Raw genomic sequence first — 17,421 nt, 5'->3', positions numbered from 1 at the left:
GGGGGTTATCGTGGCCGAAGAGAAAGCGAGTATTCCTGAGTTCTTTGATGTCTTCATCTCAACTCGACACCGTGATGAAGAAAAAGTCTGGCAACTCGCAACGACGAGCTCTGCAAACTGCTCACCGATGCGTATAGCAGGTTCATCGCGAGAACATCATGGCTACTCCGAATGAAGCACACGGTGGCGCATACCGGCAATTTCCCGCCCGGCCGGATCAATACCAGGAGGCTGCGTGGGAGGCGACCTTGGGCCAGTTGTTCTCGACGGCCGTCACACACGCGACCGACCGGATCGACTGGTACGACGCAAAGGCCGCTGAGCGCGCTGCCGTCGCCAAGCGGATCCGCTTCACGTCACTACTGCTGTTTGCACTCGGAACGCTCGCACCCATCCTGCTTACGTTTCTAGTCAAGATCGCCGCAGTCGGCAAGACGCCGAACGCCCCTTCAACTTGGCTCGACATAATCGCTGCGTTGCCGCTAGCGGAGATAGGCTATGTCTTATTGGCCATTGCGGGCGCGCTCGTGGTCTTCGACCAGTTCTTCGATGCGTCCGGTTCGTGGATTCGCTTCCGTCAATCGCAAGCGAGGCTCGAAGTTCTGCTGGCGGACTTTCGCTTTACCTGGGCGCAAGCCATGGCAGAGGCGCAAGGTGCCGTGATGGGCAAGGAGACACCCGTGCCTTTCATGTCGATTCTGCGCGATTTTGTCATCAAGATCGAATGGCTGGCGGAAGACGAAACGAAGCAATGGGCGAAGCGGTTCAGCCAGATGATCGACACATTTGATCACAATCCGAACCTCAAAGTGTCGCTGAGCGGTGCGCCGGGCGATCAAACCGGCACAGCCGCGGCTCTGGTGCAAATAGCGTGGGGGCAAATCGGTTAAGGTATCGGGCTGAACGAATTGAGAGCCGACGATGAGCAAGCCGAAGAGCCTATACGAACTGTTCGCAGGCCGTCACTTTGACCGCGATGTGATCATTCTGTGTGTTCGCTGGTACCTGCGCTACAAGCTTAGCCTGCGCGATCTGGTCGAAATGATGGCGGAACGGGGTCTGTCGCTGGCGCACACGACGATCCTGCGCTGGGTGCGGCGCTTTACGCCGGAGTTCGTCAAACGGTGGAACCGCTTTGGCAGACTCACCGGCCAGACGTGGCGTGTCGACGAGACTTACCTCAAGCTGCGCGGCAAGTGGGTCTATCTTTATCGAGCGGTGGATCGGGCGGGCCAGACGGTAGACTTCATGCTCAGCGCCAGGCGCGACGTGAAGGCGGCAAAAGCCTTTTTCAGGAAGGCAATCAAACATCAAGGCCAGCCACCGAAGACCATCACGCTTGATGGTTACGCGGCATCGCACCGCGCCGTGCGCGAGATGAAGGCCGACGGCTTGCTGCCTGAGGACTCGAAGGTCCGATCCTCTAAATATCTCAATAATCTGGTCGAACAGGACCACCGCAACATCAAGTCCCGGACGAAAGTCATGCTCGGCTTCAAACGTTTCAGGAACGCAGCGATCACTCTTTCAGGTATTGAGTTGGTACACCGTATTCGCAAAGGCCAATTCAGTCTCGGGAAGCTCGGCCTCAAAGATACCGCTGCGCCCGCAGTCTGGAAGGCCGTCCTGTCTGCTTGATGAGGTATCCTTTCTATACGAAAATCTTGTCCACACCACCTATTTGCACCAGAGCCGTCCAGATCAAGGCTGTTTGCATCGCACTGCTGATCGACTGAAATTTTGAGGAAAATTACGCCAATTAGTAGAATTGAAACGCCCGAAAAATATTTATGGAAAACATCCTTAATATAGGGCTATTCGAACAGCGACTGCGCGTGCGAAATACCGCCCCCATGCTGTAGCGTGACAGGTTAATTAACCAGCAATCGAAACTGAAGGAACTGTGAATTCTTGAATCACAACAGAATCACAATGGAGACGCTCGTGAGAAGCTACACTTCAACTGCGACAAACTCGATTTTCTTGGGCTTCTAGCGGGAAACGCCGCCTTCAACCTTCAACTACGCTTGGGTGATTGTCATCTTCGCATGAAAGAGGCTCACGCTCCCGACCCGCAGCGGTCTTTCGACGGATTCCAGAGCGGACATTCAAACTTCATCTTCGACGGTCGTGCCGGCCGCTGAAGCAGATTCAGCGGAGGGCAGCTAGTTGCGAGAATCGAGACAATTCAAAAATATATTTGGTCAACTAGCTCATGCAGGCGCCGTGATAGTTCCAATGCTCCAAGGTCGTAGTTAGACAACACAACTGTAACAAAACCGCCATTCAGTTGAATCTCGAAGTCTGCACTGATGCCCGGAAAACCACCAGCGTGGCCGACCTTTAAGTCGCTCCCCTCACCACTTACAAAAAATCCGTACCCATACTGCGCCCCGATGTGATCTCTCCACAGCAAATCACGTGTCTTACGACTGATCAGGCGATCGGACAAGAGCGACGTGGCGAATCGGTGAAGATCTCGAACGGTTGAGAAACCGCCGCCTGCCGGTCCGCCTTTGGCAACGTGGGTGAATATGTTTTCGCGCCACCCGGACCGATTCTGCGATGTGGGAGCATAGCCCATCGCGAGATTTTCGATGGGGTCGTCGATGTCGTAGCAGTCGGTGTCAAACATTCCGCACGGAACAAATATTCGATCGCGAACATAACTAAAGTAGTCCGCACCAGTTACCCGTTCAATAACGGCACCTGCCAGCAACATACCGCTGTTGCTGTATAGAAACTCACTTCCAGGCTCGAACGCAGGGCTGTCGTCCCGAACGAGTACTTTGAAGTCGTCTATGCTGCGGAAAAGGTCACGGGAAGTCTTGAAAAATGTCTCATTGAAGTAACTTCCCAAGCCAGAGGTATGGGTAAGAAGGTGTCTTATTTTTACCCTACTCGACACGGAGGCAGGAAGCCACTCATCGCTCAGATAATTGTCGAGAGAGTCCTCAAAGCTGAGCTGACCGGTTTCTGTCAGCTGCGCGAGCGCAACGGCAGTGAACATCTTGTTCGCGGACCCCAGGTTAAATTTGGTATCCGGACCATTATTGATGTGAAAGCGCTTGTTTGCGTGACCACATGCATATTCGAACAGAACCTCACCCCCGTGCGCGATGAGCACCGCCCCGGAAAACACACCGGCATTGAATCCTTTCACGCAGAGTTCGCGTGCCTGCTCAGCCAAATCCGTCGTGGCCAGTTGTGTCCGAGTTGCGTTTCCCGTGAGAGTTGGCCTCGCGGTCATCTCGAATATGCGTCCTGACCCACCAGATTCCATAATCAATCGAATTTCGTGCCATCCCGCGTACACTCGGTCCTCGACGGTGACCACCACCGTCGAGTTATTCGTTCCTTCGGCGAAGGACAGTAAGTCCACGCCCTGCGTAATTCGGAAAAGGCCAAGCAACCATTCGAGATCGTTTCGGGCAGGATGTTTCTGCGAAGCCGGCGGGGAGACGACGTTTTCATCCAGAAACGCTCGAACTGCAAGGCGGTCGTTTGAGTTAATCGCAGCGAGTAATTCTGTGATTTTCTGCCCGATAGGGTCCGGAGCGGCAGCCTGGGTATTCTTGTCCATTGATTTGCTGTCCCTTAGGCGCGCGCCTGAACGAAACCACAGGAAAGTAATGCCATTGGCGCGTAAGCAGTTCTTTTCCGAGGTAAGAGTCTACACAACGTTTTGAAGAAAAAAATAGCGACGATTGCAATCTTGGCTACACCGTTCGACGTCGTTCCCGAGCGCTGATAGGTACGGTTTGATAAGGCGCGGCGTGCGGCGGGTGCGCAACCGCCGCACGAGAACGGCGCTCCCACGAGGGAACCGATTGTTGGCGATTCGACCTCCATCGATGGACGTCGGCTTTTGGCCGAGAGTACGCATTCACGGCAATCGCCGGTATGCGGTCGTTGAAAATTTCAGCGGCCGCTCTATAGAAGGTTCATCGAACTGGCGCTATCGGCCACAAACTGCCGGTCACATGCGCCGCCGGAAGGCCGCTCAGGCGCCGGCTCTGCTTCGCAACCGGCCATCTGATTGTCGCAAGGCGAGCGCTCGTTCAGCGGCCAGAAGGGACATCAATCTGGCCGGCCAAAGACGCCCTGTTCCACCGAGCGGAGGCATCTCCCCTGTTAATCCCTGTCAGCTTGCCGGATTTCGTGCCATGACGACCCATGCCGCGCCGTTGATCATCACCGACCCCTCGCCGGGGAGGCTCGCGAAGGCGGCACGAACTGCGGCGGAGGCACGGGCGCGGATGTCGTCGGGCTGACCAGCGAGCGCACGCGACAGCGGGCCGACCTCAAGCGTCATCCTCACTGCGTCGTCGATCGCCGCGTCCCGCGTTTCGCCCTCGCCGAATGGGACGGCCGCGTCGAAGGGCGAGATAACGATTTCGGTGAAACCGGCCGCCGTCAGGATGCGCGCCACGTGCTCCCGGTCGCCGAACGAAAACGGGCCGGGCGCTTCGGGATCGGGGAGCGCGCTCGGCGGGACGATGTCCTTGAGCGCGCCCACCGGCAGTCGCATCCAATCGTTCTCGGCCGCACCGCGCCAGCAGACGAAAGCGACCCGGCCGCCCGGCCGGAGCGCGCGTCGCATATGGGCGAACGCCGCTGTCGGATCGGGGAAAAACATCACGCCGAAACGCGAGAACAGAATGTCGAACGCGTCTTCGGGCAGCTCTGCGCTGCTGGCGTCGGCCACCTGAAACAGGGCCGGCGTATCGTGGCGCGCAAGCGCGCGCGCTCGATCGATCAGCGGTTCGGATATGTCCACGCCCAGCACTTGGCCCCCCGCGCCGACGCGAGCGGCCAGAGCCAGACTTGACGCACCCGCGCCGCAGCCGATGTCCAGCACGCGCTCACCCGTCGCGGGCGCGGCGGCTTCGATCGCGGCCTGGCCGAACACCGCCACCAGAGCGTCGAGCCGGGCCTGGTTGGCGACCCAGCGCTCCCCGCTTTGACCATTCCAGTCACCCACCTGATCAGCACTTTGCTTTGCCATGTCATCTCCTTGACTCGACGATCCGCCTTTCGCCGCGTCGATTTACGCCAACCTTTTCGAAGGCGACGACGCAACAAGAGCAGGGATCTGTGCTCTCAAACCACCATCGACTGCTGGGCGAAGATACCCGCCATCGCGCCCTGCGATGAAGCCTGGGTGACCGAGGGCAAGAAGGGCGTGGCGAGGTCGCCAGCGGCGTAGATGCCGGGCATGCTGGTTTGGCGGCGCTCGTCGACTTTGAGGACGATGCCGGTGGGCGTATCGACCGTGGCGAGGCCCAGTGATTCATGCAGGCGTGCGGACGGCTTGTTGCGCGGATGGGCGAACAGGACGTCGACCGCGACATTGCGGCGGGTATCGAGATTGACGGTGTTGATATGGCCCTTGTGATGGGCGATCTCGACGATCCGGCCATCGACGACAGGTATGTTGCGACGCGCCAGATCGACTTGGATATCGGGCGCAATGTCATGACCATCGGCGAAGACAGTCAGCTTGTCCGTCCAATCGCGGAACAGCCTGGCAGACTGGTGCGACTGCGGGCTGGACCAGACGAGGCCCCAATGCTGGCCGGCGACTTCAAAGCCGTCGCAATAGGGGCAGGGCACGATGGACGTGCCCCAGCTTTCGGCAAAGCCCGGAACATCAGGCATCTGGTCGGCGACGCCATAGCTCAGGATCAGGCGGTGCGCCCTCAGGCTTTCGTTATCGTCAGTGACGACGCAGAAATCGTCGATGGCGCCAGACACGCTCTCGGCCCGGGCATTGACCAGCCTGATCGTTGGATAGCGCGTCAACTGCTGCCGCGCCTCGACCAGGATGTCCAGCGGTGGCTTGTGATCGTGGCCGAGCAAGCCATGCGAGTGGCCTGCAAAGCGGTTGCGCGGCCGGCCGGTATCGAGAACCGTGACCTTGCGGCGGGCACGACCGAGCTGCAGGGCGGCGGCGAGGCCGGCGAAGCTGCCGCCGATGATGATGACGTCATCCATGGTGATGGGCTCCGTGTTGTGATTGGAGGGGTGGGCTGGGCGTGGTGTGCAATATCGTCCAGCGATACGCGCTTGAGACGGTCAGCGAGTAGGGCTTCGGCATTGGCGAGAAAGTTGCTGATGGCTGTATTGATCGGCCCCACAATCCCGCATTCGATATCGCCAGGCGCCCCGGGGAAACCTGATTTGGGCAACTGGTTGAAACCTGTCCTTGGCTTGCACATTTAAGATACTGCGTGGTATCGTAGTGCAAGAATTTGAATACTGTCAAGTACTGGAATTGTTGTGACCGAAAACAGCCAGAGCCGGCGCGGCCGGCCCGCCAACGAGGCGCTTCGCCAAACGATCGTCGACGCCGCCTGCGAGCTCTTTGTGGAATTGGGTTTTCAAGCGACGACCATGGACAAGGTCGCGCAGCGGGCGAAGATATCCAAGCTCAGCATCTATCGGCACTTCGAGAACAAGGAGGCGCTGTTCAGCGCGGCCATGGTGGCCCACTGCCATCAATTTGCACCCCAGGCCCTTTCTGAAAGCGTCGACGGTTCAGCCGAAGATCAGCTCATGGCGGTGGGATCATCCCTGCTTCGCACGCTGTTGAGCCCGGACGTCCGCAGTGTCGAAGCCATGGTTTTGGCCGACAAGACGAATCAAAAGTCGTTAAGCAAGCTCCATTACGAAGCCGGGCCCGCCCATGTCATCGCCCAAATCGAGGCCGTGTTGCGTCAGTTGCACGCGAAAGCGATTCTGAACGTACCCGATGCTCTCCGATCCGCCCGCTTGTTTGCCGCGCTTTTCAAAGGATCCGATCTTCTGCTTGTCGCACGCTTCGATGAGGCGAGAGCAGAGGATGACAACGAAATCGAATCCTATTGCCGGTCGGCCGTCGCCATGTTCATCGCCGCGCACGGTGGCATCTAAAGTTGCGCTATCGCGGCTTGATGAAGAACCCGCAGAGTTGCACACGCTGTTCGCTCTAAGCAATCTGTGGATGACGCGCGAACGACTGATGCGCGAGGCCGCTGCATTCGAGCCAGGTGCCGCACCGCTTCCACCGCATCGAGAGCAATTCGAGGGTCGAGCAAGACGTCATCCTTGCACGGCGTAAGCCGCCTCACCAACTCACGGGTCTAAGCGTCCGCAGAGGCCGATGACTTGTCCCCCAGGCGACGGCACGGAATGACCGTTCCACTCCGATACCTACCCTTAGAACAGAGACTGCTCGACCGGCTGCAACGGGTCGGCCTGAGGCGGTCGCGTCAGGCAGCAGTCGGCGGGATTGGGCTGAGGTGAAGCCTTTGGCCGTCTGCTTTCGTGCACTGGTCGGCTGCCTCTAGCTGTCCTACGTTGCAGTTTGCTCGACGAGATATCGACCGAAGGAAACGCATGCCGTTTCGCCGATGATGGCAAGTGCAGTGAGCATCTGACAAAATCTCTAGAAGAATACTAACAATGGAGGCAGCTTGCGGACGGTCGAATACCGCTTTTCCACCATTTGGCGCATCGATGCGCCAGTGCAGGAAGTTTGGGCGACAATCCATGATTCGGCGCGATGGCCCGAGTGGTGGGATAACGTCGAGCGGGTGGACCAGCTAGAGGCTGGGTCCGATCAGGGCGTCGGTGTCGTACAACGCTATACGTGGAAAGGCTGGTTGCCCTATCGTCTCGTGTTCGATATGCGGGTGACGCGCGTCGACCCGTTGGTCGCGCTGGAGGGGGAAGCCAGTGGCGACGTCGAAGGCGCCGGCCGGTGGAGCTTTTCGACCGACGGACGCAACCTTACCGTGGTCCGTTACGACTGGTGCGTGCACACGAACCGCGCATGGATGAATGCATTGGCGCCGTTGCTAAGACCGGTTTTCCAATGGAACCACGATGCAGTAATGCGCGAAGGCGGCGAGGCGCTAGCGCGGCGGCTGGACGCGCGGCTGCTCGGCATCGAGCATCGATGAATCCAGCGCGGCAATGGATTGAGCGCTGTGCAGCGGTTCCCCCTAACCTCGATGGTATCTCTTGGCATCGAGGCAGATGATGCGCTTGAGATGATGGAGCAGACTGAAGTTTGAACCCAAGCGCCGCCGGTTGGCGATCGACCGTCGGTCGCTGTCCGGCCACGAACGGTCATTCCGCCTCATACCGGAGATCGGCGACAATCTCGTCACCGAGGCACGATTTCATCGCAATAACCTTCCTAGCCCAGCGATTGCAGCAGTCTGAATCCTTCAGGCCAATCGCCCAGGTTGCTATCTGCATTGAGATGTCCTTGCGCTCCAACTTCGACAAGCTTGCTGCCCCACGCTCTCGCGCAGCGACCTGCGTGCTCAATGCTGCCATACGGGTCGTTGGAACTGGATACAACGATAGTAGGAAAGGGTAGCTGTTTCGATGGCAAAGGAGCAAATCCGGTTGCGGCCGCCACGGGAAACGCCGATGCGGAAGGGTCCGGCACTGCGACGAGCAGCACTCCACGAACTCGGGGCGAATATCGGCTCGCCCAATGCGCCACCGCGAGGCATCCGAGGCTGTGCGCCACGATAAGAGTGTCGTCGTCGCTTTGCGCCAATTGATGTTCGATTGCAGATACCCAATCGTCGCATGCAACCTGATCCCAGTCCTCGACAACGAGTCGCTGCCAGTCGGGATGCGATGCCTCCCATACACTTTGCCAGTGCAGTGGACCGGAATTTCCAATACCGGGAACAACGAACACAGGGTAGACCATTTGCTAACTCTCCATCATTGAATGAGCCTCCAGTGTAAAAGCGCGCGAATTCTGGCAACATCCCAAATCAAATGAATTGATGGCCTCAACCAGTCAAATCGACCGAAGTTGCCCGACCGCACAAATGAAACCTAAGCAGACAACGTTGGACCGGCTGGATTGGCGAATACTAGAGGCTCTTCAGAGCAACGCGCGGATCAGCAACACCGAACTTGGCAAGCAGATCGGACTTTCGCAGCCAGCGGTCACTGCCCGTATAAAGCGACTCGAGGAGCAAGGGGTAATCGAAGGTTACGCGGCGCGGATCAATCCCGGTCTCGTAGGCCGTGGGATTGCAGCCATCGTCCGGATCAGGACCACGCATGCCCAGATCAAACATTGCCTGAGTGGCTTCGAAGCAATGCCCGAAATCATCGAGGCGCATCGCATCACAGGCGAAGACTGCTTCATGGTACGGATTGTGGTCGAAGACATGGCGCAACTGGAGGTGGCGATCGACACGCTGGCGAAGTTCGGGCCGGTGACCACGGCTGTCGTGCTGGCGAGTTATCCCCCGAAGACTATCCGCGGCTCGCTACTTTGAGCGGCTGCTACGTAGAGAGGCCTGTGTCCGCTCCGGGTCGCGTGCCGCCGATCGCTGCCTTGTGAAGTTCGAACGATGTATGCCGATTGCATGAGGCAGTGATCGGCCAATTCCGGCCGGTCGCCACCGCCGCGTATATCGTCGACAATCAGGCTTGGGGAAAGCCGCGACAAAACCATCGACCCAGCCCGCCAAAGAGAACTTTATGGTAGCGATTCATACCCCGACGTTAGAAGATTCAGAGGCACTGCTTGAGTTCGAACTTGAGAACCGGTCTTACTTCGAGAGTTGGATAAACGCTCGCGAGGATAGCTACTACAATCTAAGCGCCGTGCGGTATGCGATTGAAACAGCTCTAAGCGATGAATCGGCTGACAGGGCCTATCAGTTTTTGGCAAAGCTAAACGGGATCATAGTAGGACGAGTCAACCTCACAGGGGTGACGCGTCCATACTTCAACAAAGCGTCGCTCGGATATCGGATCGGCGAGCGATTCGGTGGTAATGGATACGCAACGAAAGCAGTTGAACTCGCATTGAGAAAAGCTCGCGCCGACTTGGGTTTGTGGCGAATCGAGGCAACGGTGAGGCCCGAAAATCAAGGATCCTCTCGTGTTCTAATGCGCAATGGCTTTGTAGCGTACGGGACGGCTCGACGTAGCATGAAGCTACATGGAACCTGGTACGATTTGGTGCACTTTGAATGCCACCTCGATCCCTGCGTAAACGGGGCTTGAGGCGCCATAGGAACGGAAAACCGGGTTAAGCGCGAGTGCTCGCCGCGTGCAGGGGAAATTCGCCCCCGAGAGGGCTCACCGACGAGGGGCAATCTCGGGGCGGGCACGATCGTCGCAAACCGGCCAGCTACGGACGCTGACCAACGCTTTCAAGCGGACATCCGAACGTCGAATTTGCCCCAGACAGCTGACCTTCGCGCGCGGATTGCCAGATAGAATGCGCCCTAGCTGCACGATCCGATTGTCGATTTGTTCTCTTGATGGACCGGCTGGATGAAGGCTACGAACCGCCTGGGTCCCTTTAAGCCTTCCATGGCTTCGGCAGCCCGGACACGATATTCTTCTTTGTCACCCAATAGGCGCGCACGGGGCGGCCTTCTGACTTGACATGGAAACTCGCCGCACCGGGCGGACCACAACTGGACGGAAACCAGCGATGCGCACCAATGGACCAACGAACTGTCGCCAGCCCGCCCGTATGCCATTGAGCCACTTGTTGTTACCGCCGGAGCCGCCCAAGCTTGCGCCGGGCATCGTGCACAGCAATTTCAGCGTGCAAGGCGACGCCCGTCACAGCTTCCTCGCCTGGCAGGAGCGCATGAATCCGGTCTACGACATCCAGGCTGCCTCGAAGCACGGTGACGAGACGTTCGACGCGGCGCTCTCTCGCTACACTATCGACAATCTGAGTTTTTTCGATTTCCGCACCAGTCCCAATCTGGCCGTGCGGTCGCTGGGACGAGTGTCGACGGAAAGCATACGCGACGTTAGCTTCAGCGTGTTCCTGAAGGGTCTGCCCGGCCAATTCCTGGGCGGCAAGCAACGGCGCGACGCACCGCAGTTATCTTCCGGGCCGACCATCCTCGCGCTGGACATGGATCAGCCGTGCACAGTCCGGAGTTTTCATAGCCGGATACTGCTGTTCTTTGTGCCGCGCGCCCTGGTCGAAAAAGCGTTCCCCGACGCCGCGTCGCTGCATGGCCGCCAGGTCGAAGCCACGACGCCCTTGACGCGCATGCTGATTGCTCATCTGGTCGCGCTCAATCGACAAATCGTCGGCCTGAGCAAAGACGAGGCACATCAGTCTTTTCTCACCGCGGTCGAACTGCTGGCCGCGGCATTCAGCCGACAAGCGGGCCTATCCGGTAACGCTCGCGCTGCGGTGCGCGCCGCAGCGTACGGACAAGTTCGGCGCTATGTCGAGGCCAATCTGCACGACCCGGATTTGTCGCCTGACAGCGTGTTGGCGTCGCTTCATTTATCGCGCGCCAGCGTGTACCGACTGTTCGAGCATGAAGGCGGCCTGGCCACTTATATCGCCAGCCGCAGGCTGCGAATGGCGGCTGATGAACTGGTCCGCTTTCCTCATCTCGAAGTGCAGGACATTGCCTCGGGGCTTGGTTTCAATAGTGCGTCGAGTTTTACGCGCGCATTCCGTCGCGCCTTTGATATCGCGCCGCGGGACTTGCACGGGTATGCCCCGCTGCTCCGACGCGAACAGGACAGGCTGGAGCGACATGCTACCTGGCCGGCGGCAGGCACCACATAAATGCGCAAGAAGGTTGAGCACGCGGTGCTATTCGACTGCGGTGACTCCCGCGCCGATCGGACTGCGGTCTGTAAAGTCAAGTTGCCGGGAGCGGGTTGTAGCCGCGGCATAAATCGGCAGGAGCCGGCCAGGAACAATGGGATGGACTCCTCCTCACCCGACTGGTACACGGCGCATGATTAGCGGCGTACTTGACCGGTCCACAGGGAGGAACCCTAGATGGACATTATCCGCGAGCGCCCGTTTGCCGGAACGGAATCGCCACCGTGTTCTCTTATCGGCCCCCAGGCTGACGTCCGGTTTTCCCCGGCCGGCGTCAGGCAGCGGTGCGGTTGCATATGCTGACCGATGCGTGCCGCTTGAGCAGGTCGAGGAGCCGGAAGACCCGGCGCCGCTGAACGGCTACAAGGTCATGTGTTTCCGCCAACCTGCCAAGGCGCCTTTCCCAATACTCGTGATCGAGCCCACGAAAAGTGTTTTCAGCGTTCACGCGCGTGACGTACTGGGCTATGCGTTCGAAGTGGTCGAGCTGCGCGTCGGCGAGGCTGGCCGGCAACAGGCCCCCGTCCGTCGAAGTCGGTTGTTTTTTTGTGCTGCTCATGGCTATCTCTGATCGTACGTCTAGCACCTTCCGCCAAAGCGATGCCATGGCCAACGTTCGCCCACGACATCGCGACGGCCCCTGAGTTTTCCCGGGCAAATGCGGGAGTCCCTTATCTGGTAAAAAAGCCTTCTTCCGTACGACAATACCGCGGCTTCCTTGGTACGCTTTACCGTGTGTCTCACAAACTTCCTAGGGGCCGTGCAAATCGCGTGTCGCCTGATACGAACGCGGCGTCGCGTGTCAGATTCACCCGTAGAGCCCCTTGATTGACAAAATGTCCTCGGCCCGTCATTTCAGTGTGAGGGCAGGCTGCCGCATCGGCGCCGATCGGCCAGCTACTGACGTTGGTCGGCACCTTCTCGCGGACGTTCCGACGTCTGCTACCCCGCAGTACCCGCCGCTCGGGCAGGCACGCTCCGTCTTGTTGTACTGCAATATGTTTGTTCGACGCCCGACCCGCTTCATCGTCTCGATGATATACACGAGTATAAGAGCCCGACGCTCGCGTACGACTGCGGCAACCGTTCGTAGAATGGCCGTCTTGGGAGCATCCGCATACCATGGTTCCATGGACGGTGCGATTGTTATTTAGGAGGCGAGGATCGAATCGGCAGGTCTTAGTTTGGACGCTTGTGAACTGTTGTAGGACATCACCCGGCCAACGCGTTGACACAATGAGTCTCCTCAGGTTCCTACCTCCGCACCCCTGGGAAAAACGGAACCTGCTTCGAAGCCGGCTTCCGCCGGCTTTTTTTTACCGAGCGGTCAGCGAGCGGCGGAACGCGCCTGCCACCGGTAGCCAGGCGCAGACCCCGGCCAAGTACGGCGCGTCGACCTCGACCTCGGGCCGAGGTTTCACCGTCGGCTGAGGTACAAGCCGTTGATTTGTTGCACATCGACGACGGCCAGAGCCAGGTACTTGCCGGCCGGGAATGCCCAATGAAGTTCGGGCTGCGGGTCATAAGGAGAGGAAGACGATGAAAAAGATCGGATACCCCCGCTTCACCGCCATCGAGCTGTGGATCCTCGCCGTCTCCATCGTCATCGCAGTCGGAGTACAGATATGAGTGTAGCGCCCACGCCGGCGCATCGCTCGCGCCTCCCTCCGAACGACTTTTCCGACTGTCTGCTCCGCAGCTAAAGCTCCCGTTGAGATACCGTCGGTCGAGGGGCAGAAGTGGGTCGGGCGCTGCCGATCGCGGGCGCGCGGCATTCGGGTTGCGGATACCGTTCGGATCGGGCAGCACGCGGCCAACTTGAGGCGTTCGATTCCGTCGCGCGAGAGGCCGCTCCTGGTGACGTCGCCCCTAGAAACCGCAGAGTCCTCAGCCCGCGTCAACCGCTATCGGTGCTAGAGCACCACGCCGTCGTCTATCAGCCGCAGTGCAGCGCTGTACCCCGCCGTAAACGCCTCGGCCTCCGTTGCGAACGGCCGCTGGCCATCTGCCATCAAACTTATCGGCTTAAACGCGTCGCCGATAGCGCCGGCACTTCTGATGCGCACGACAGATACGAAGCCATGAGGCCGTCGCAACCAGACACCTTCATTGCCACTTGGCTTCAGACCCACGGTCACTTCGAAGCCTTTGTAGGCGTAAGTTCTGTTCATAGACGGCCCAACTTCTGGAAAGGCAAACAACCACGCCATCGGATAGCTTACTGACTAGCAGTGTACGCTTTCTCGCCCCCCACCTTGGGAGGCCCTAACGCGACAAAATTTGAGAGCGTGAAGGAACATCTTTTCTTGGATGGCATGTGCCGCTCTGGCAGTTTGACCTTGCTCCTACTCCCGAAGCCGAACGTCATCCAGCCATCCAGAACCGGACGGCCGGAAATTGTGACTGAACGGCCGAGTGGGTCGACATGAGCCCGACGCATCCGGCGGCCGCGGCCATATACGGCCAGTCGACGTACCTTTGCCGGATGAGCCGTTCGTGCGAGCCGCGACGGGCATCAACCACTGCCAACGATTCATCCAGCTGAGGGCAGATGACAAACCGAAAAGTAACCCTGGGGTTTGATACTCGACGCGAGGGTCCGCTTTCTGGCGCCCAATTTGGCCCGGCCAATGTCGGCTCAGGGTCCGCCTGCGCAAGTTAGGTGCCGGACCGCGTCCGGCAGAGGACGCGCGCGATAAATACTATAATGGTCTGGACAAAGTACGCATTATCTGCGTCGTCAATGTCGGCTGCGTTGTCGGTCGAGTGCCGATCTTATTCGCAAGGCGCGGAGTGGTGCGTTACGGGAACTGACCGGAGACCCTTCGTGAAGCAGTCGACGCTTGTTCATTCCCTTTCTGTCACGACGCGGGCCTCAGAATTGGACTCTCAATCCAAGACGGTGTGCGGCCATGTTCTTCTACGCGCTTGCAACAGATTATGACGGGACGATCGCAGAAGATGGGGTCGTGAAGGATTCCACCTTCGAGGCGCTGGCACGCCTTCGCGAGTCCGGACGGCGCCTGATCCTGGCCACCGGAAGAGAGCTTGAGGATTTAAAACGGGTTTGCCCGCGCCTGGACATCTTCGAGGAGGTTGTCGCCGAAAATGGCGGCGTTCTCTATCGGCCCGCGACCCAGGTGGTCGATCTGTTGGCTGAGCCGCCGCCGGCTGCATTCGTCAACCAGCTTCGCGACCGTGGCGTCACGCCCCTGTCCGTCGGTCATGTGATCGTCGCGACTTGGGAGCCCAACCAGGACATCGTGCTGGAAACCGTCAAGGATCTCGGGCTTGAATTGCAGATCATTTTCAACAAGGGCGCGGTAATGGTGTTGCCGCCGGGGATCAACAAGGCCACCGGGCTGAAGGCCGCGCTGCGCAATCTATCTCTAGCCTCGATCAATGTCGTGGGCGTGGGCGACGCCGAGAACGATCATGCTTTGCTAAACGCCTGCGGCTGCTCAGTCGCCGTCGCGAACGCCGTTCCAATGCTGAAGGCGGCCGCAGATTGGGTAACAGACTCTCCGCGCGGAGCGGGTGTCGCCGAAGTCGTGGATGGCATCCTGAACAACGATTTGACGGAGGTTGCCTGTAGCGACCGTCATACTGTGGCACTCGGCACAGTGATGGACGCCAACTCCGATGAACTGGAACCGGTTTCGATGCAGGTCGGCCGATCGGGTCGAATGCTTATTTGTGGCACCTCTGGAAGTGGAAAATCCACATTCACGCAGGGCTTTCTCGAGCGCCTCGCAGTTGCCGGCATGCAGTATTGCATCATCGATCCGGAGGGGGATTACGAGGGCTTTGTAGGCGTTACCTGCGTCGGCGACGCTGAGCGGTCACCATCTCTGCAAAACGTGACCGAGCTTCTCGAGTATCCGGATCGCAACGTCGCGATCAGTCTTCTTGGACTGCCACTGGACGACCGTCCGAATTTTTTGTCATCCCTGATGCCAAAGTTGATTGACCTCCGCGTGCGAACCGGTCGGCCGCACTGGCTGGTAATCGACGAGGCGCATCATATGATGCCTTCACAAAACGAATCAATGGCCAAGAGCTTGCCCTCGGATTTCGATCGGGTGGCCTTCATCACAGTTCATCCCGACCATATGGCGAAATCCGCGCTTATCGGCACGACATGGTTGGTCGCCCTCGGAATCGCCATCGGGGATACTGTGGCGAAATTTGCGGCAGCAACTGGCTTGGCTGCTCCGGAAAGTCTTCCCGCCGCTCTCGATGCCGGCTGCGCGTTGGTATGGCCGATTGGTGAGGGGCAACAACCCGCAGAGGTTCATGTGATCCCGCCAAGCGCGGAGCATCGTCGGCATGTGCGGAAATATGCTTCGGGGACGCTCGGTGAGGATACAAGCTTCTATTTTCGCGGTCCGGACGGCGCGCTTAATCTGCGGGCGCAAAATTTGGAAATGTTCTGTCAGATCGGCGAAGGCGTCGATGACGAGACATGGCGCTACCATGCTCGGGCGAGAGACTATTCTCGTTGGTTGCGCGATTGCATAAAGGACCCGGAACTAGCAGGTGAGATCGCGGGCATTGAAAACGCGGCTGAAGCGGATATTCAGGAATGCCGGCGAAAGATCCGTGCGGCCATAGAACGCCGATACACAAAAGCTGAATAGTTTAAAGTTTGATGGGTCTTCTCAGCCCAGTGGCTCGGGGCGAGGCTTTGCGAGGCTTTGCTGGCACCCGGAAATGACGCGACTCTCGCGCTTTCTTATAGTTCAAACGGCAATACAATTCTCGCCAAAATCAAAGCTGTATGTCGGCGTAGCATTTGGCCATTTGGGTGGTCGCGAGGCAAAAAGCGCATCGGGCAGCACGCATCAAGCGTCATTCATACGCGTCTTCGTGCGGACGTTCGAGCGTCGGCTCCGCGTCCGTAGGCGCCATATTGTATTCCGCTAGCCCGAAGGCCTAATGAGGGTCGACCTCTGCCGGACGCGGAGAGTCGGCCCGTGATACATCGCCGGATTGGCATCCGCCCGGGTTCGGCCACGAACGGTCGTTCGACACCAGCCGCTAGATCGTTGACAATCGCTGAAGTCGTCACCGCGACAGCCGATTACCAACGTCGGGGTCTGCCGGAGTGACCGTCTGCGGGACCCTCGATCGTTGGCGCGATGGGAGGAAAGCTGCATCAGACTTTTTCTGTTGCCAACTTCAGGCCTAGTCCAACAAACAGAGCCCCCATCGCCTTGGTCAACCAGGAGGAAATTGCCCGGTTGCGGCGAAGTGCGCTCGTCATTCGCGCTGCGAGAAACACGTAGGTAATACTCGTTGCTATCCCAACCATGTTGCCAACCACGCCTAACGCAACGAGATGTTTCACAGGACTCGGATCGTGTGCATTCATGAACTGGGGAAGCAATGCGATGTAAAACAGCGCGACTTTCGGATTCAAGACGTCATTGAGAAACCCTTGCCAAAAAATGAGATGCAACGCCCTCTTCCTAGCATCGCCGACGGGAACAGCAAAGCTTCCATTAGAGCGCAATGCTCCCAAGCCGAGATAGAGCAGGTATGCAGCGCCTACCCACTTCACCGCGATGAATGCCGTCGCTGATGCTAAGACAAGTGCTGAGAGACCAGTTACCGCAGCGAGCAAATGGACGTAGGCGCCGAGATTAATCCCGAACGCGGCGCATAGACCTGCCGTACGCCCCTGAGCAATGGTTCGCCCAAGCAAGAACAACATATCGGGACCTGGGACGAGGCACAAAACAAGACTCGCGCCGACGAACTGACGTTGCCCGCGAATTTCGGATCCCTTAACT

Annotated in this window: 15 protein-coding genes and 1 pseudogene; 9 read left to right on the top strand and 7 right to left on the bottom strand. The window is 58.6% G+C overall.

Annotated features, from left to right (window positions below; all coding sequences use genetic code 11):
* The first annotated feature begins 158 nt into the window (after nucleotides 1–158).
* Both OKW27_RS19865 and OKW27_RS19860 read left to right on the top strand, forming a co-directional pair.
* On the top strand, nucleotides 159–890 hold the full coding sequence (locus OKW27_RS19865) for an SLATT domain-containing protein (RefSeq protein ID WP_429334539.1): 732 nt from the start codon (nucleotides 159–161) through the stop codon (nucleotides 888–890).
* Nucleotides 891–921: 31 nt separating this feature from the next.
* Nucleotides 922–1,638 (top strand): IS6 family transposase, encoded by a 717-nt coding sequence (locus OKW27_RS19860; RefSeq protein WP_429334538.1) that lies wholly within the window; start codon nucleotides 922–924, stop codon nucleotides 1,636–1,638.
* A 550-nt stretch (nucleotides 1,639–2,188) separates the two neighbouring features.
* Here the strand turns inward: OKW27_RS19860 and OKW27_RS19855 are convergent.
* The 3 genes from OKW27_RS19855 to OKW27_RS19845 form a co-directional block, all read right to left on the bottom strand.
* The gene (locus tag OKW27_RS19855) at nucleotides 2,189–3,583 is read right to left on the bottom strand and encodes a serine hydrolase domain-containing protein (RefSeq protein ID WP_429334537.1); all 1,395 of its coding nucleotides are present in this window, start codon (nucleotides 3,581–3,583) and stop codon (nucleotides 2,189–2,191) included.
* 561 nt (nucleotides 3,584–4,144) lie between these two features.
* Nucleotides 4,145–5,008: a class I SAM-dependent methyltransferase gene (locus tag OKW27_RS19850; protein WP_429334536.1), complete on the bottom strand. Its 864-nt coding sequence runs from the start codon at nucleotides 5,006–5,008 to the stop codon at nucleotides 4,145–4,147.
* Nucleotides 5,009–5,103: 95 nt separating this feature from the next.
* Nucleotides 5,104–5,997 carry an NAD(P)/FAD-dependent oxidoreductase gene (locus OKW27_RS19845; RefSeq protein ID WP_018421952.1) on the bottom strand — a complete coding sequence of 298 codons (894 nt, stop codon included), beginning with the start codon at nucleotides 5,995–5,997 and terminating at the stop codon, nucleotides 5,104–5,106.
* A 285-nt stretch (nucleotides 5,998–6,282) separates the two neighbouring features.
* On the opposite strand from OKW27_RS19845, the gene OKW27_RS19840 reads away from it, so the two are divergent.
* The 3 genes and pseudogenes from OKW27_RS19840 to OKW27_RS19830 all read left to right on the top strand — a co-directional run bounded on the left by OKW27_RS19840 (nucleotide 6,283) and on the right by OKW27_RS19830 (nucleotide 7,946).
* A complete protein-coding gene (locus tag OKW27_RS19840) occupies nucleotides 6,283–6,915 on the top strand; it encodes a TetR/AcrR family transcriptional regulator (protein ID WP_018421953.1) in 633 nt (210 codons plus the stop codon).
* Nucleotides 6,903–7,021, top strand: a pseudogene (locus tag OKW27_RS19835) (IS5/IS1182 family transposase); the annotation flags it as partial. The gene OKW27_RS19840 and the pseudogene OKW27_RS19835, both read left to right, overlap by 13 nt.
* A gap of 436 nt (nucleotides 7,022–7,457) precedes the next feature.
* Nucleotides 7,458–7,946 (top strand): SRPBCC family protein, encoded by a 489-nt coding sequence (locus tag OKW27_RS19830; protein WP_429334535.1) that lies wholly within the window; start codon nucleotides 7,458–7,460, stop codon nucleotides 7,944–7,946.
* Nucleotides 7,947–8,185: 239 nt separating this feature from the next.
* Here the strand turns inward: OKW27_RS19830 and OKW27_RS19825 are convergent, their stop codons facing one another.
* A complete protein-coding gene (locus OKW27_RS19825) occupies nucleotides 8,186–8,716 on the bottom strand; it encodes an RBBP9/YdeN family alpha/beta hydrolase (RefSeq protein ID WP_429334534.1) in 531 nt (176 codons plus the stop codon).
* 124 nt (nucleotides 8,717–8,840) lie between these two features.
* Between OKW27_RS19825 and OKW27_RS19820 the strand changes: the two genes are divergently transcribed.
* The 3 genes from OKW27_RS19820 to OKW27_RS19810 all read left to right on the top strand — a co-directional run bounded on the left by OKW27_RS19820 (nucleotide 8,841) and on the right by OKW27_RS19810 (nucleotide 11,584).
* Complete coding sequence (locus OKW27_RS19820; RefSeq protein WP_429334533.1) at nucleotides 8,841–9,299, top strand: Lrp/AsnC family transcriptional regulator; 459 nt, start codon at nucleotides 8,841–8,843, stop codon at nucleotides 9,297–9,299.
* Between the two features lie 205 nt (nucleotides 9,300–9,504).
* Complete coding sequence (locus OKW27_RS19815) at nucleotides 9,505–10,035, top strand: GNAT family N-acetyltransferase (protein WP_429334532.1); 531 nt, start codon at nucleotides 9,505–9,507, stop codon at nucleotides 10,033–10,035.
* Between the two features lie 436 nt (nucleotides 10,036–10,471).
* Entirely contained in the window at nucleotides 10,472–11,584 is a 1,113-nt protein-coding gene (locus OKW27_RS19810; RefSeq protein WP_429334531.1) for a helix-turn-helix domain-containing protein, read from the top strand.
* 316 nt (nucleotides 11,585–11,900) lie between these two features.
* Here OKW27_RS19810 and OKW27_RS19805 read toward each other — a convergent pair whose 3' ends face one another.
* Both OKW27_RS19805 and OKW27_RS19800 read right to left on the bottom strand, forming a co-directional pair.
* Nucleotides 11,901–12,185, bottom strand: a complete 285-nt coding sequence (locus OKW27_RS19805; protein ID WP_128585829.1) for a hypothetical protein — start codon at nucleotides 12,183–12,185, stop codon at nucleotides 11,901–11,903.
* Between the two features lie 1,354 nt (nucleotides 12,186–13,539).
* A complete protein-coding gene (locus OKW27_RS19800) occupies nucleotides 13,540–13,797 on the bottom strand; it encodes a hypothetical protein (protein WP_429334530.1) in 258 nt (85 codons plus the stop codon).
* A 741-nt stretch (nucleotides 13,798–14,538) separates the two neighbouring features.
* Between OKW27_RS19800 and OKW27_RS19795 the strand changes: the two genes are divergently transcribed.
* The gene (locus OKW27_RS19795; RefSeq protein WP_429334529.1) at nucleotides 14,539–16,266 is read left to right on the top strand and encodes an HAD-IIB family hydrolase; all 1,728 of its coding nucleotides are present in this window, start codon (nucleotides 14,539–14,541) and stop codon (nucleotides 16,264–16,266) included.
* Nucleotides 16,267–16,784: 518 nt separating this feature from the next.
* On the opposite strand, the gene OKW27_RS19790 is transcribed toward OKW27_RS19795, so the two are convergent.
* The gene (locus OKW27_RS19790; protein ID WP_429334528.1) at nucleotides 16,785–17,366 is read right to left on the bottom strand and encodes a LysE family translocator; all 582 of its coding nucleotides are present in this window, start codon (nucleotides 17,364–17,366) and stop codon (nucleotides 16,785–16,787) included.
* Nucleotides 17,367–17,421: the final 55 nt, after the last annotated feature.

This window comes from Paraburkholderia sp. 35.1, from assembly GCF_050436525.1.
In the GTDB taxonomy this organism is placed as follows: domain Bacteria; phylum Pseudomonadota; class Gammaproteobacteria; order Burkholderiales; family Burkholderiaceae; genus Paraburkholderia; species Paraburkholderia tuberum.
Note: the sequence above shows the minus strand (reverse complement) of the source record. Positions and strands in the feature narration are given on the sequence as shown.